Annotated in this window: 11 protein-coding genes and 2 tRNA genes; 3 read left to right on the forward strand and 10 right to left on the reverse strand. The window is 44.2% G+C overall.

What is annotated here, in order from left to right:
- Positions 1 to 258: 258 nt before the first annotated feature.
- Complete coding sequence (locus tag A3K91_RS03380) at positions 259 to 1044, forward strand: MBL fold metallo-hydrolase (protein WP_062843996.1); 786 nt, start codon at positions 259 to 261, stop codon at positions 1042 to 1044.
- Positions 1045 to 1102: 58 nt separating this feature from the next.
- Here the strand turns inward: A3K91_RS03380 and A3K91_RS03385 are convergent.
- From A3K91_RS03385 to leuS, 7 genes are all read right to left on the reverse strand, one after another.
- Positions 1103 to 1178 (reverse strand) — tRNA-Lys (locus tag A3K91_RS03385).
- 161 nt (positions 1179 to 1339) lie between these two features.
- Positions 1340 to 1415 (reverse strand) — tRNA-Lys (locus A3K91_RS03390).
- A 324-nt stretch (positions 1416 to 1739) separates the two neighbouring features.
- Positions 1740 to 3737, reverse strand: a complete 1998-nt coding sequence (locus A3K91_RS03395) for a MacB family efflux pump subunit (RefSeq protein WP_062843997.1) — start codon at positions 3735 to 3737, stop codon at positions 1740 to 1742.
- A 100-nt stretch (positions 3738 to 3837) separates the two neighbouring features.
- Positions 3838 to 5169: a permuted SH3 domain-containing protein gene (locus A3K91_RS03400; RefSeq protein ID WP_062843998.1), complete on the reverse strand. Its 1332-nt coding sequence runs from the start codon at positions 5167 to 5169 to the stop codon at positions 3838 to 3840.
- Positions 5170 to 5434: 265 nt separating this feature from the next.
- Positions 5435 to 6511, reverse strand: coding sequence for a DNA polymerase III subunit delta (gene holA, locus A3K91_RS03405; protein ID WP_062843999.1), 1077 nt, complete (start codon positions 6509 to 6511; stop codon positions 5435 to 5437).
- A gap of 41 nt (positions 6512 to 6552) precedes the next feature.
- Positions 6553 to 7272: an LPS-assembly lipoprotein LptE gene (locus A3K91_RS03410; RefSeq protein WP_084387243.1), complete on the reverse strand. Its 720-nt coding sequence runs from the start codon at positions 7270 to 7272 to the stop codon at positions 6553 to 6555.
- A gap of 111 nt (positions 7273 to 7383) precedes the next feature.
- Positions 7384 to 10113 (reverse strand): leucine--tRNA ligase, encoded by a 2730-nt coding sequence (leuS, locus tag A3K91_RS03415; protein WP_062844000.1) that lies wholly within the window; start codon positions 10111 to 10113, stop codon positions 7384 to 7386.
- A 216-nt stretch (positions 10114 to 10329) separates the two neighbouring features.
- Between leuS and A3K91_RS03420 the strand changes: the two genes are divergently transcribed.
- Together A3K91_RS03420 and A3K91_RS03425 are read left to right on the forward strand one after the other, a co-directional pair.
- The gene (locus A3K91_RS03420; protein ID WP_062844001.1) at positions 10330 to 10701 is read left to right on the forward strand and encodes a Spx/MgsR family RNA polymerase-binding regulatory protein; all 372 of its coding nucleotides are present in this window, start codon (positions 10330 to 10332) and stop codon (positions 10699 to 10701) included.
- 105 nt (positions 10702 to 10806) lie between these two features.
- The gene (locus A3K91_RS03425; protein ID WP_062844002.1) at positions 10807 to 11166 is read left to right on the forward strand and encodes a hypothetical protein; all 360 of its coding nucleotides are present in this window, start codon (positions 10807 to 10809) and stop codon (positions 11164 to 11166) included.
- 92 nt (positions 11167 to 11258) lie between these two features.
- Here A3K91_RS03425 and argB read toward each other — a convergent pair whose 3' ends face one another.
- The 3 genes from argB to dut all read right to left on the reverse strand — a co-directional run bounded on the left by argB (position 11259) and on the right by dut (position 14717).
- A complete protein-coding gene (gene argB / locus A3K91_RS03430; protein ID WP_062844003.1) occupies positions 11259 to 12170 on the reverse strand; it encodes an acetylglutamate kinase in 912 nt (303 codons plus the stop codon).
- A gap of 166 nt (positions 12171 to 12336) precedes the next feature.
- Positions 12337 to 14052, reverse strand: a complete 1716-nt coding sequence (locus tag A3K91_RS03435) for a phosphohexomutase domain-containing protein (protein WP_062844004.1) — start codon at positions 14050 to 14052, stop codon at positions 12337 to 12339.
- A gap of 200 nt (positions 14053 to 14252) precedes the next feature.
- Positions 14253 to 14717, reverse strand: a complete 465-nt coding sequence (gene dut / locus A3K91_RS03440) for a dUTP diphosphatase (protein ID WP_062844005.1) — start codon at positions 14715 to 14717, stop codon at positions 14253 to 14255.
- Positions 14718 to 14721 lie beyond the last annotated feature (4 nt).

Genomic DNA, 14721 nt, shown 5'->3' on the forward strand with positions numbered 1-14721 from the left:
AATATATAAAACATACTTTTGATATAAAAACCCAGCCTATGTGCTGGGTTTTTGCTTTTATACGAGCAGAGATCAATCCGTTATTAGATGGAAGGTTTAGTTTTCATTTACGGTCGTCTCTTTTACTGATGGATATCTATAGTCACAAGCGTTCACTCAAAGTCGTTTCTTTTGAGTTGACGGACGTTATACTAAAGATCGTCTATAAAACTGAATAAAACCTCATAATTATAATTACAAAGGAGGTGAGGAATAGCAATGAGTTTATGCAAGATTGTACGTTTAGAAGGATATATTCAAAGTACCTACCTTGCGATATATCCAGACAAGATAATGCTGCTGGACGGTGGCTGCCGTGCTGATGTGCCAATGGTTCTCGATTATATTAAATTGACATTGAAACGACCGATCACGGATTTAAAAGTCGTCGTCGTCACACACATGCATCCTGATCATGCTGGTGGGGCAAATAAGTACCGAGAAAAAACGGGTTGCCTAATTGTTTCCTCTAACAAAAAGCATCAGTGGTATGGCGGCATTGGTGGATGTGCCATGCACTTTATAGATATAAATCTTGCGTATTATGTGGCTAAGCGTCAAGGGCGCTCATTTAAAAACTTATATTACCCAGCAAGCCTAAAACCAGACATCACTGTGACAGATGAAGATTGCGTACCAAGGTTTGAGGAGTGGCAAGTATTAGAGACGCCAGGGCACACCGATAGAGATTTGTCCTTGTTTCATGTGCCAAGTCGACAAATATATACCGCTGATTTGATCATCAAGCTGCGGCACAAATTTGTGGCACCGTTTCCTATTTATGATCCTAAAGTCTATATTCAGTCATTGACCAGAGTCAGAGATTTAAAACCTTCCATGGTGATGATGGCACATGGGTGTGAGATGGCGATAGATGAGGATACTTTTGATAAGCTTATTGCTGGCGCGCCCAAACATCCTCGTACGATCAAAGACACGATCAAGCACAAGCTACTGTGGCGAAAAGGTAGAAACCGTCATGTTTTTAAACAAAATCGTAGGTAATAAAAAATGAAGTCAAAAAAAAGCCCCATGACGATATAGTCATAGGGCTCTCTAAATATGGTGGGCCGACCGCGACTCGAACGCGGGACCAATTGATTAAAAGTCAACTGCTCTACCAACTGAGCTATCGGCCCTGAGAAGCATTAAAAACTGTATAACAATTTTAGCTTCGCAAGATAAATTTCCTTAGAGGCAAATTTATTAAAACTGGATATCTTAGCGATATCTTTTAAACTTAAACTCGTTAATCAACTACCGGATAGGGCAGAACAATTAATAAGTATCAAACTAAATATGGTGGGCCGACCGCGACTCGAACGCGGGACCAATTGATTAAAAGTCAACTGCTCTACCAACTGAGCTATCGGCCCTGAGAAGCATTAAAAATTTAGCTTCGCAAGATAAATTTCCTTAGAGGCAAATTTATTAAAACAAGACATCTAAAAAATGTCTCAAAACTTAATTCTTTATGTATTGAGCTGTCAATAATAAAAGAGGCATTAAGTTTCTTTCACCGTTTTGAGAATTTGTATCCCTAAACGTGAGAGCACATTATATATATAATTCTGACAATTACAACCCCACATCGTAAAAAAAGTCCAATTCTTGCGTAAAAAGGGCTATTTTTCTGGAATACTTATAAAAATGCCTGTTCTGATTGCCATTTTGAGAAAAAGTACGCTCTTGATTAACCATTAATCTCTAGATAATGCTTCAACAGGATCTAATTTTGCCGCATTACGTGCTGGTAAGAAGCCAAAAACCACGCCAATGAGCGTTGAGCAAACAAAAGCCGCAATAATGGAGGTCATTGAATAAATCACTTTGAAACTATCGCCACCCACACGGTTGATCAATTCGCCAATAGCAAAGGCCATTCCAATACCAATCAGTCCTCCTAAGACACAGACCAAAACGGCTTCGATCAAAAATTGCTGCATGATATCGCTTTGGCGTGCGCCAACGGCCATACGTACACCAATCTCATTGGTACGCTCGGTCACTGATACCAGCATGATATTCATGACGCCGATACCGCCGACCACTAATGAGATAATGGCAATGGAGGATATTAAAAGCGTCATGGCTGTCGTGGTAGACTCAATGGTTTGGCGAATAGAGTCTGAATTGCGTATGCGAAAATCATCCGTACCGTGGCGACTTTCCATCAACTGATAAATGGCAGACTCAGCGGCCGAAGAAGATATCTTGTCATCGATGAGTGCGACGAAACTTTCAATATTATCGCTACCTTTGATACGTGACATCATGGTGGTATAAGGCATATATAATGTCGGTGTGTCGACCTCGCCGCCGAACCCGCTGTTGTTGGGTTCAAGCACACCAATCACTCGTCCTGGTACGCTACCAATCAATACCACTTCACCAATAGGATCCGCATCATTGGGGAAAAAAGTATTTTTGGCATTATTGTCAATAATGATGTCTTGCGTGCGACGTAGAATGCTTTGGTGATCAAAACCCTGACCTTGCGCCAATGTCTCACCACTGACGCTCAGATAATCTTGTCCAACACCGCTAATGCTGGCAGCTTCCTGTATGTTGCGATAGCGTACGTTCATATTGGCGTCAAGCTGAGGGCTGACACTAATGACGTAAGGCTGATCTTCGACGGCCTGAGCATCTTGCGGGGTCAAATTCTCATCGTTGTATTGTCGCCTTGGGTCACCATAAGGATACCCATCACGGACAGTGATCGTATTGGTACCAAGCGAGCTGATATTGGTCAGGATTTGTTCTTGTGAGCCTTTACCTAAGCCTACGACAGAGACCACTGAAGCAATACCAATAATAATACCTAGCATGGTGAGCAAGGTACGCATTTTATGGGCACGCATGGCCAACAGCGACATTTTGAATGCTTCGAGCAGCCGATCGATAAAGCTGCTAAAAACGCTCTTACGGTTGTTGTCTAATATAGGCGCGGGTTGAGTGGTCGTTGATTTATAGTGATCGTTTTTATAGTCCGCAATCACGTAACCATCTTTTAGCTCAATCACACGCTCAGCTTGTGCAGCGAGGCCTGGGTCATGAGTCACCATGATGATGGTATGACCTTGAGCGTTTAGGTCATATAAGATTTTCATCACATCTTCGCCAGACTTGCTGTCAAGCGCGCCTGTAGGCTCATCAGCTAAGATGATATCGCCGCCATTCATGAGCGCCCGTGCGATCGACACACGTTGCTGCTGCCCACCTGAGAGCTGGTTGGGGCGGTTATTCACTTTTGCGCCCAAACCCAAGTCTGCTAATAATTTTTCAGCGCGCTCGCTACGGGCTTGTCCATCCATGCCAGCATATACCGCAGGGACAGAGACGTTGTCTCGAGCACTGATATCGCCAAGTAAATGATAACGCTGAAAAATAAAACCAAAATGCTCACGGCGTAGCTTAGCCAACTCATCAGCGTCTAAGCGACTGACTGATTGACCATAAATTTTATATTCACCAGCAGTCGCTTGATCTAAGCAGCCTAGGATATTCATCAGGGTTGACTTACCTGAACCCGACTGACCGATGATAGCAACCATTTCACCTTGATTGATGGTCAGATCGATATCATGGAGCACACGAATGGTTTGTTCACCAGCTTTGAACTCTCTGATTAATCCTTTGACCTCCATCAATGGGGTATCTGCTGCGGTAGTAGGGCTGGACTCTTTGGTATTCATTTGCGATGCTGCCTATATCAATGCTGCTTATATAATTGCTCTTATCGAAAGCAATAAAATGCTTGGCGATGAAGATTGGTACCAAATGCTTGTCTAAGTATTAAAACCCTCTCATGCCTCTACCGCCTTGTTCCTTTTTTTGTCCTTCTTCGCCCAATATCACTTCATCACCTTGATTTAAGCCGCTTAAAATCTGTACGCTAACGCGGTTATTAATACCTGTTGTTACGGTTTGCTCGACTACTTGACCATCGGCTTTGAGCACGCGTACCATCGCCGTTTTTGCATTTGGATCTGTATTAGCGTCACGAGATTTAGTGGCTTTACTGACAGGTTGTAGGGCAGCTGCTGGTATAAGAAGAGCGTCTTTTGCTTGATCGATGACAATATAAACCTGTGCTGTCATATCAATACGAAAACGTCGTTCAGTATTTGGCACTTCGATATAACCAACATAATAAATAGCAGAGTCGGTTGAACTGGTGTCACTGATGACTTCAGGAGCAGGTTCGACAGCCTTTAGGACAGAGTCGAATTTTTGATCCGGATTACCAATGATATTAAAATAAACAGGCATACCAGCATTGACGTTGATGACGTCAGCTTCTGATATTTGAGCATTGATTCGCACTGTGGACAAATCGGCCAATGTCACGATAGTCGGTGCAGTTTGGTTGGCGTTGACGGTCGTGCCTTGCTCTGTGGTAATCGATACGACGGTTCCTGACATAGGCGCACGGATTGTGGTATAGCTAAGATCTTCTTCAGCCGTATTAACGTTGGTCTGTGATTTGCGCAATGCCGCTTCTTGGCTGTTGATATTGGCCTCAGTCGTTGCAATCGCAGCTTTGGCAGTGTCGATGGCAGCAAGGGCATTGGCTACCGCAGCCTTGGCTGTCTCTACGCTGGTTGCTTGAGTGTCATACTCTTGCTGAGAAATCGCGTTAATGGCGACCAACGATTTTAAACGGGTAAAATCTGACTGCGCTTGCTTGAGCTCAGACTGACGGCTGGCAAGATCGGCATAAGCACTTTTTAGGCTGGCTTGTCTGCTCAAAGATTCGGCTTTGGCGCTTTGTATCGCGGCCACACTTTGTTCAAGACTGGCTTGCTCGTTACTTAGATTGTTCTTTTGCGTGACTTGATCGATTTGGGCAATCAAATCGCCTTGCTGTACCTCATCACCAACGTCAACATAAAGGCGTTTTACTTCACCTGAAACCTGAGCACCAACATCAACCGTGTTCAGGGCTTTGACTTTACCAGACGCCATGACATTGTTTTCAATGTCACCAATCTCAGCCGTCGCTGTTAAATAATTAGGCGTGGTTTCTTTTGGTTTTAAGAAATGATAAGCCAAGGCCGCGAGTGCTATGACAACTAAGGCGATAACCCCCCATTTAATAGCAGATTTTTTGCTCATTTTGCGCATAACAACAGTCCAATCACAATTAAATCAAATGTAGCTATAGTAGAGGCTTCATCAGCAAAAGGGAATGGGAATTAGTTTAAGAAAGGTTAAGGTAGCGTGAGACAAGGTAAGGATGCAGCAGCAAAACAGGCGTCGCACTAGGTTTTAATAAGCCAATTACCGTAAGCATTAAGAAAATAATATTAGTATAGGTGGGTTACTAGGAGAGTGGTTGTGCAAGAGAGTCAGTAAAAACTCAAAGATAGCGAGAAGAGTAAAATGGCAGTTATCGTTTTATAAACAAACGCTTTCCAGCCAGCTCAAGTGCTGCTTGTAATAATAATTCCCATGCAGGCTGGCGAATAAGCCCTTTGATGGCTTGGTCACAACGATAAAGTAGGGCGGGCCACTCGGCAGTTTGTACTTTTGACTGCCTGCGACAAGCTTGTTGATACAATCCTTGTTTGCTACGCCAAATGCCAAGCGCTTGCGGGTCTTGTCCATCCATCAATTGTATGATTTGACGCATGTCTTTACTGATTGCCCATAATACCAAGGTCGTTGGCTCATCTGTGGCTCTAAGCTGAAACATAATCTTTGCCACTTGGGCGCTGTTGCCCATCAGCATGGCGTCTGATAAATCAAACACGCTAAATTGGGCATCACTGACCAAGGCTGCTTGCAAGTCATTAATGTCCAGCGCCACACTATTATCAGGCTGGTTCAATGTACGACTTGTTTGCAAAGCATCTTTATTTTGACTGACAAGTTGCGGCGCAAATAAATAGGACAGTCGCCATAAGGTTTGATAAGCGCTCAACAGATGATGCTCAGTATGGGACATAAGTAGCTGCCACGCTTCTTGTGACAAGCGTAATCCAAATTGCTGGGCTTGTATTTGTAATAACTGTTGTCGTTGCTGCTCGTTGTATAAATTACAGTCAATCACGTGACCATATTGAGCAAATGGCGCAAACCACTTGCTGCTTTGACTGCGTTTGTCTTGCTTTGGCGTTAGCCATAACACGCTATGAGTATGTGCGCCTGTTTGCGCTTCTTGGGCAAAACGCTCTAACGCCTCAATCACTGCCTTGTCTGGTTTATGATTACCAGTCACAATCAATGCGCTGGCATCATCAAATAAGGATTGACTGCCAAGCTCTGACAATACCTCTTGCCAACTCTTGACTGATATCAGCTCGATACGTTTGACGGCGTAGTTTTGCGCTCGCCAGTGTGGACGTAATGCATCAATAAGCCATTGACTCAACAGCGGCTCATCTCCATGAGCCAGCCACAAGCCTGCTACCACAACAGAAGATTGTAGTAGTCTTGGATAGGCTTGTATAAAGGTATCTTGCATAGATTAGAGAGACGCAGGTTGATAAAAATAAACGTGAAACGTTAAGGATCAGGTATTACAACAGTTGTCGAACCTACGTTATCACTAACGGGTATCGGTTTGCTAGCACCGTTCGAAGTCACTTTGGGTAAGGAGATAGCGACATACTGATCCGTGATGCGGCGCGCTAAACTGTCATAGAGCCAATCACGAATCTGATCACCCTGTAGATCGTCTGTACTGACCGAGGCTTCATTATACTGATAGCTACGTTCGACTTGAATCGGGTTGGTTAAGGTGACGGGTTTGCCATTTTCAGTCGTTTGGTAAGTCACATTGGCTGACAATACCAAGCGTATTTCTGTCAAAACACCCACCAGCTCATAACGTTTAAAACGGACGTTACTGATATTGATGGCAGCAATTGGATCAGCACTGATGTTCTTATTATTCGCCGCCACATCAGAGACAGTCATGTTATCGATAACATCGACACCTAATGTTTCTAGACGGCTTGTTAAAGGTAATTTGAGAGGAAACGAGATTCTGTTATCCTCAATAATCACTGCTGTTTTGGCTGCATCAAACAACATCGGAGAATCATACCCACGAAGCTGAAAACCGCAGCCACTAAGCCCTGCGGTTGCACCAACGACAGTAAATATAGGCAAGGCGGCAAATAGAGCGGCTGCTAGTTTCTGTCTGCTTGATGATTTGGCAAGATTGGCGGGTTTGCTCAATTTGATATGAGGTGACTGCCCAGCTCTCTGCTTATACCACATAATCGCTATCCTTAAATTATAAGAAGGCTTAGAGAGCTAAGCCTACAACACTCGGCTCGAGGCACTTATTTTAAAGTACTTATTAATCAAAGTACTTCTCAATTAGAGTACTTAGCCTGCAACCACGATATTTACCAATTTATTAGGAACGACGATTTCTTTTTTGATGTCGCCCGTAATGAATTTTGCCACACTTTCCATCGTACGTGCTTGTACTTTTAGTTGCTCAGGATCGCTGTTCGGTGCCACATCCATCTTACCGCGCATCTTACCATTGACCTGTACCACCATCGTAATTGTATCTTGTACGAGCGCACTCTCATCAACGGCTGGGTAAGTTAGGGCGCTACTCTCAAGACCAAGCGCTTCAAGTAAATGCTCGCCCACGTGCGGCGCATAGACAGATAACATGGTTAGCAAATCAACCAAGGCTTCGTGTTGTACTCGCAAGTCTTGCTCACTACTGGCCTTGAAGCTTGCAAGCTCATTAGAAAGCTCCATCAAGCTAGACACTGGCGTGTTCAATGCCAGACGATCGCCCAAATCATTATCAATCTTGGCAATGGTCTCATGTGTTTTACGGCGCAAGTTTTTGGCTTCTTTGCTCAAATCGTCTGTATTCAAGGCATCATTGTTTAGCGAATCGAGGCTTAAGTTTGCATCAGCAAGTGCTTGCATGTGTTCAGTTGCAATGCGCCACACTTTTTTCACGAAGTTGTAAGGGCCTTTTAACGCGTCATCTGACCATTCAAGCGTTTGGTCAGCAGGTGCGGTAAATAACGTGTACAAGCGTACTGTGTCAGCGCCATATTTATCAATGGTAAGCTGTGGATCAACACCGTTGTTTTTTGACTTAGACATTTTCTCAATTTTGCCAATCGTCACAGGCTGTCCATCTGCTTTTAACAACGCCTTGATGGGTTGTCCGCGCTCATCGAATTCAATGTCGATGTCTTCTGCAAAATAGTACGTCGTACTACCATCTGCATTGACACGATAGAACGTACCAGCGAGCACCATACCTTGAGTCATCAAGTTGGCAAACGGCTCATTGCCTGATACCAAGTTTTCATCACGCATAAGCTTATGGAAGAAACGCGCATAAAGTAGGTGCATGACGGCATGTTCTACGCCGCCGATATATTGATCGACAGGCAGCCATTTGTTGGCGGCAGATTTGTTGACCATGTTTTGCGCGTCGTTCGGACTGGCAAAGCGGGCATAGTACCAGCTTGACTCGACAAAGGTATCAAAGGTATCGGTTTCGCGCTCAGCAGGGTTGCCACATTTTGGGCAAGTCGTGTTTACAAACTCTGGGATATTTTTGAGCGGGTTACCACGGCCATCAGGAACGACATCCGTTGGCAATACAACTGGCAAATCTTGCTCTTCGACAGGAACTGTACCACAATGCTCACAGTTGACCATTGGGATAGGGCAGCCCCAATAACGCTGGCGCGATACGCCCCAATCACGCAGACGATATTGGATTTTTTTCTTAGCCAATTCTTGTGGTTCAAGTTTGGCTAGCATTGCGTCGAACGCCTGCTCAAAATCTAACCCGTCGAATTCACCTGAGTTAACCAAGGTATTACGTTCAGTATAAGCAAGATTGGCCACAGTAGCATTGGCCTTAGCATCAGCTTCTATCCCATCAAAATAACCGTTTGGAATATCGATCACTTGTTTAATAGGTAAGTTGTATTTGGTTGCAAACTCATAATCACGTTCGTCATGAGCAGGTACCGCCATAACCGCGCCTGAGCCATAACTCATCAATACATAGTTGGCCACCCAAACTGGCACTTCTTCACCAGTCAAAGGATGCGTGACCGTAAGACCTGTATCCATACCGATTTTCTCGGCTTTGGCAAGATCCGCTTCAGCTACTGAGCCTTTTTTGCATAAGGCACAAAACTGCGCGATTGTGTCATCTTGTTCAGAAGCGTACTGTGCAAGCGGATGCTCTGCTGCGACGGCAACATAAGTCACACCCATCAAGGTATCAGGACGAGTGGTGAAGACGTCTAATGTGTTTTCTTGGCCAGCAAGCTCATAAGGGAAGTGTACTTCCATACCTGAACTACGACCAATCCAGTTACGCTGCATGGTCAATACTTCAGATGGCCAATGACCCTCTAGTTGATCCAAATCATCCAACAGCTCATCAGCATAATCGGTGATATTGAAATAATACATAGGAATGTCGCGTTTTTCGACTGGCGCACCACTACGCCAGCCTTTACCATCAATGACTTGCTCGTTTGCTAACACGGTATTATCAACCGGATCCCAGTTAACAGTAGAAAGCTTTTTATAGACCAAGCCTTTTTTGTACAACTGTAAAAACAACCACTGCTCCCACTGATAATACTCAGGGCTACAGGTAGCAAATTCACGTGACCAATCGATCGATAAGCCGAGTAATTTTAGCTGTGCGCGCATATTGTCAATATTGGCAAACGTCCATGCCGCAGGCGGGGTCTGATTGGCAATCGCCGCGTTTTCTGCTGGCAAACCAAAACCATCCCAACCCATTGGCTGCATGACTTCATAGCCTTTGAGGCGGTAATAACGGCTTAACACATCAGAGATGGTATAGTTACGTACGTGGCCCATGTGCAGCTTGCCGCTTGGGTACGGGAACATCGACAGCATGTAACGACTTGGCTTATCGCTTGGCTCATTGCCCACTTCATAGCGCTTATCATTTGCCCATTTAGCCTGCTGCGCGGCTTCGATCAGTTGTGGCTGATACTGGGTGCTGTTATTAGAAGTGTCATTTGCGCTGATAGGGCTGTTATTAGTATTAGATTGGTCTGCTGTCACGGCATTGCTCATAGTCGGCTCGGAATTGGTTAATACTGATAAAAATAGGTGGAATTTGACAATGCCATAGCATAGCGTAATTTGGCAAAAATTGCGACGATATGATGTATTTGCTTATCAGGTTCACAGCTAAACATGCGATAGCAGAGACCTTATGTCTACCTGTGGTCAGTCTTAGGTATAATGAAGAGGCATTCTTATAAATAATAGTATTGATTTGGAGTAAATATGAGCATCACCATTTACGGTATAAAGTCTTGTAGCACCATGAAAAAAGCATTTAACAAACTGGATGAACTAGGCGTCAGCTATGAGTTTCATGACTATAAAAAACAAGGCATCGATAAAGAAGTGGTACAGCGCTGGGTCAATGAGATTGATATCGATAAAGTATTTAATAAGCGCGGTACGACGTGGCGCAAACTGGATGACCATCAAAAGCAAGCGGCTGACACCAGCGTAGACAATGCCATTGAGCTACTGGTTGAAAACACCAGTATGATTAAGCGTCCCATAGTAGAAGGTTCGCTTGAGGATAAAAATGAGCCAATACTTTTATGCGGTTATGATGAAGCAGTATTCGATACCAGTTTTCGTTAATAAAATTTTCATAAATAGGCTATGCCTTTTGCTCATTATAACTTATGCTACTTTTAATAGAATTATGTTCAGTAGTTAAGTGTGTTCAATGACGAGGATAAGACGATGAAAAAATTGTTAATAGTAGCGGCTTTGGCAGTCGCACCTTTAATGGTGACTAGTGTGCAGGCAGCTGATTCATCCACTAAGATAACTTTTGCAAAAGACAGTTATTGCGGTAGCTTTACTGGCAATATCAGGGATGGGAAAGTGTTTCGTTTGTGGCTCATGCCAGATCAGAACTTAATCATTCGTAATGTGGGCGACGATCAAATCAATGTCGCTTATGTGACAGGGCCCAATGGGCGCTTGAGTGGTGATCGCTATGATAAGGAAAACTCTTATTTTATTCAGCGTAAAGGCAATCATCATATGAAAGTATATGGCAACAGCAGCCATAGCGCTGTTGAGTTCTGTGCTTATTGAGCGATTTTTGATAAGTCCATTTTAGCAAACAAAAAAGGCCCAAGCGGGACATTCAAGCTTGGGCTTTTTCATATCAATTATTGCAAAAACTCCTAACTCTGTGAGGCCTCTATCTCACGACTGATGAGCGTACCCACACCTTCATTGGTGAAAATCTCAAGCAAGGTAGCATGTGGCACGCGACCATCAACGATAACTGCACTTTTGACGCCGCTACGTACCGCATCAAGCGCACATTGAATCTTAGGAATCATGCCACCTGAAATCGTACCATCTTCGATTAAAGCATCGACTTTTTTGGGTGTGAGTCCAGTCACTACTTCGCCATCACGGCCGAGTACGCCTTTAATATTGGTGAGGAGCATCAGCTTCTCTGCTTGTAAAAACTCAGCCACTTTACCTGCGACCAAATCAGCGTTGATGTTATAAGTATTGCCTTCTTTATCAACGCCAAGCGGGGCGATAACGGGAATAAAATCAGAGGCAATGAGCATATTGATCACGTCTTTATTGACACTCACAACGTCACCGACAAACCCCAAGTCTATTGGTACGGCAATACCGTCTTCACCCATCTTTTCCATCATCAGTTTTTTGGCTTGGATCAAATTGGCATCTTTGCCAGTTAAGCCAATGGCACGACCACCATGTTTGTTGATTAAGCTGACGATAGACTTGTTGACACTACCGCCCAACACCATCTCAACGATATCCATAGTGCTCTTATCTGTAACACGCATGCCATCGATACGGTCTGATTGACGTCCTAGCTCTTTTAATAAGTTGTCAACTTGTGGACCACCACCATGCACGACGACAGGATGTATACCAACCGTTTTTAGCAAGACGATATCACGGGCAAATGAGCTTTCAAGTTCAGGGTCAGTCATGGCATTGCCACCGTATTTGACCACGATGAGTTTATCAACAAAGCGCTGAATATAAGGTAGTGCTGTGGTTAACACCTCTGCAGTGTTTTTGGCATCATCTAAATTAAGCGTCATTACAAGCTCCTCAAGAAGGGTTTTAATGGGGGATATTGTCAGCGTTATTGTTTTATCTTGGCTGTTATATCGTTAATTCTATATTGGATTGACGATATAGTCAGTTCAACATAAAAAAGATGTGCTTATTTTCTAGCAAATCCACTGTATACGGTGCAAAGTATCTCTACTCGGCAGGCATGGCAGAAATCTGCTCTGCCAGATTTTGATCAAATGGGCGACACAGTGCCGCAAATTTTGCCTGAATGTCTTTCAAATCAGCCAACGTATTGCCAGCGAAGCGTGCCGTCAAATTATGACTGGTATTTGATTGGCGCAGTACACCAAAACCGTGTGCAAAATCTAAACGTACGCCATCGATACAGCTCAGCTTTGTGCCTACTGGTAGTAAATGCCGCGCTTGTTCAAGCGTTACGTGATGCTTGTCTGTTGAACATTCACACAGTGACGACGGACACGTATCTAACTGGTAATGACCAAAATCGCTCTCGGTCGTGGTCGCCACAAGCTTGCGTAAATAATGACAAAGTCTCGCCAACTGCTCTACAACAGGGCACTCTTGGTCAGCAGTGTTGGGCATTGGCAAATAATGATCCGCCGTACTGACTACGGCTGGTAAGCATTGAGTGATGTTGGTTAAAGCATGTTTACTATCAATGGCTGATAACCAATGCAGTAAACGTAAAGCGGCGTACATGGCGTCATCATAAATAATAAAATGGCTGTCGTTAAATATAAAGTGACCGGACAACTCACCTGCAAAAATAATGGGGCTATTAGCAGATTGCATGCGTTGACGCATAAAACTACTGCCTGTTTTGCTGAGTACAGGTGTCGAGCCAAGCTTGGATAATAAGGTCGGTAGATGATGAGAGCACTTGATATCAAATAAGATTTGCGGTGTGGATAGTGAGTCTATTAGCGATTTTGGGCGTTCAGCCAGTGCAACCTGTGCCAATAAATAGAGCATGTGATCAGAGCTGACAACGTTACCGTTATTATCGACCATCATCAGGCGGTCGCCATCGCCATCGAACGCCATACCTAAGTCCGCGTGGTGGGCAATTACGTTCTGCTGTAACTGTTGCAGACGATAAGGTTCAGTTGGGTCAGGATTGCCAGTAGGGAACCTGCCGTCTGGTGTGTCATTAAGCATGATGACTTGTCGGCAAAATCTTTCAAATAAGCGCTGCGCAATCGTGCTGGTTGCGCCATGCATACAGTCAATCACAACCACCAAATCAAGCTTATGGGGTAAATGGCTGTCAGTTTGTTTATCAGAGGGATAAATCTTTGCAAACACTTGAGTAATGGCGGTCATGTAAGCTGTGGCAACATGCTCACTGGTTAAATCGATGGATTTCTGGCTGATGGCTGAATCTATTGTCTGTAACGGTACGTGTTGATCTGGACGGTCTGTTTGAATACGGAGGCGACTTTTTGTTTCGTTGATAATGAGCTGCTGATAAAGAGATTGAATTTGTCTGCTATCAGGAGATTTATAGTCTACTAGCCATTTAATACCTAAAATATCTTTGGCGGAATGACTGGCTGTCACAACAATGCCATGACCTTGATATTGCTGCGCCCAAAAAGCCATCATGGGGGTGGTGATCAATCCGAGCTGAATAACTTGTATGCCATGTTGAGTCAAGATGTCCGACAGTCCTTGAGCAATACGGTCGCTACCACAGCGCACATCATAGCCCATCACGATAATAGGGTGTTTAGAGTGCGCTTGTTGTTGGTCGTTGGAATTAGATGTATAGAGAGTAGCAAAAGCCTTGCCCAGCGCTTCTATGAATCTAGGCGTAAAAAGCTTGTACGATCCGCGAATATCGTACGCACGAAATAAGGATTGCTGCGCAGCAAAAGGTGGCATTGCTTACTCTCCTTATCGGCGTAATCTGTATTGTGGTAGCGGGTTATTGTAAATCATCATTGTGAGCCAATAGGTCTGCCAGCGATAATGGCAAAGACCTCAGTGATACTACTGAGCCGACGTGAATATTATCACTTTACGATGAGTCATCACTGTTTAATCTGGTAAATTGCTAGGCTAATAGTATTAACGACTAACAACTACTGACGACCAGAATGACCGAAACCACCTGCACCGCGTGCGCTTACGTCACTAAATTTTGTGACCACCTCAAACTCAGGACGGGCAACGGGTACGACCACATACTGCGCCATACGTTCTGCTGGATTGAGAATAAAGTCGTCTTGACTGCGATTCCAAATACTGACCATCAGTTCGCCCTGATAATCGGCATCAATCAGCCCAACCAGATTGCCTAAGACGATACCATGTTTATGACCCAAACCTGAGCGCGGTAAAATCATGCCTGCATAGTTAGGATCTTGGATATAAACAGCAAGACCAGTCCCTATTAAGTGCGTGGCACCTGCCTTAATGGTTAAAGGCTCATCAATGCAAGCACGCAAATCAATACCGGCACTACCATCAGTGGCGCGAGTGGGTAGAGAAAAGGCCTCATCTTCGATGACTTTTGGATTTACCACTTTAACTTGGACAGCTTGCATAACG

The organism is Psychrobacter alimentarius (assembly GCF_001606025.1).
GTDB classification, from domain to species: domain Bacteria; phylum Pseudomonadota; class Gammaproteobacteria; order Pseudomonadales; family Moraxellaceae; genus Psychrobacter; species Psychrobacter alimentarius.

Excerpts from the sequence above, each read along its gene's own strand:
- A3K91_RS03410 (WP_084387243.1), bottom strand. The coding sequence starts at position 7,272 with ATGTGGTATAAGCAGAGAGCTGGGCAGTCACCTCATATCAAATTGAGC.
- leuS (WP_062844000.1), bottom strand. The coding sequence starts at position 10,113 with ATGAGCAATGCCGTGACAGCAGACCAATCTAATACTAATAACAGCCCT.
- holA (WP_062843999.1), bottom strand. The coding sequence starts at position 6,511 with ATGCAAGATACCTTTATACAAGCCTATCCAAGACTACTACAATCTTCT.
- A3K91_RS03400 (WP_062843998.1), bottom strand. The coding sequence starts at position 5,169 with ATGCGCAAAATGAGCAAAAAATCTGCTATTAAATGGGGGGTTATCGCC.
- A3K91_RS03395 (WP_062843997.1), bottom strand. The coding sequence starts at position 3,737 with ATGAATACCAAAGAGTCCAGCCCTACTACCGCAGCAGATACCCCATTG.
- A3K91_RS03420 (WP_062844001.1), top strand. The coding sequence starts at position 10,330 with ATGAGCATCACCATTTACGGTATAAAGTCTTGTAGCACCATGAAAAAA.
- A3K91_RS03425 (WP_062844002.1), top strand. The coding sequence starts at position 10,807 with ATGAAAAAATTGTTAATAGTAGCGGCTTTGGCAGTCGCACCTTTAATG.
- A3K91_RS03380 (WP_062843996.1), top strand. The coding sequence starts at position 259 with ATGAGTTTATGCAAGATTGTACGTTTAGAAGGATATATTCAAAGTACC.
- dut (WP_062844005.1), bottom strand. The coding sequence starts at position 14,717 with ATGCAAGCTGTCCAAGTTAAAGTGGTAAATCCAAAAGTCATCGAAGAT.
- argB (WP_062844003.1), bottom strand. The coding sequence starts at position 12,170 with ATGACGCTTAATTTAGATGATGCCAAAAACACTGCAGAGGTGTTAACC.
- A3K91_RS03435 (WP_062844004.1), bottom strand. The coding sequence starts at position 14,052 with ATGCCACCTTTTGCTGCGCAGCAATCCTTATTTCGTGCGTACGATATT.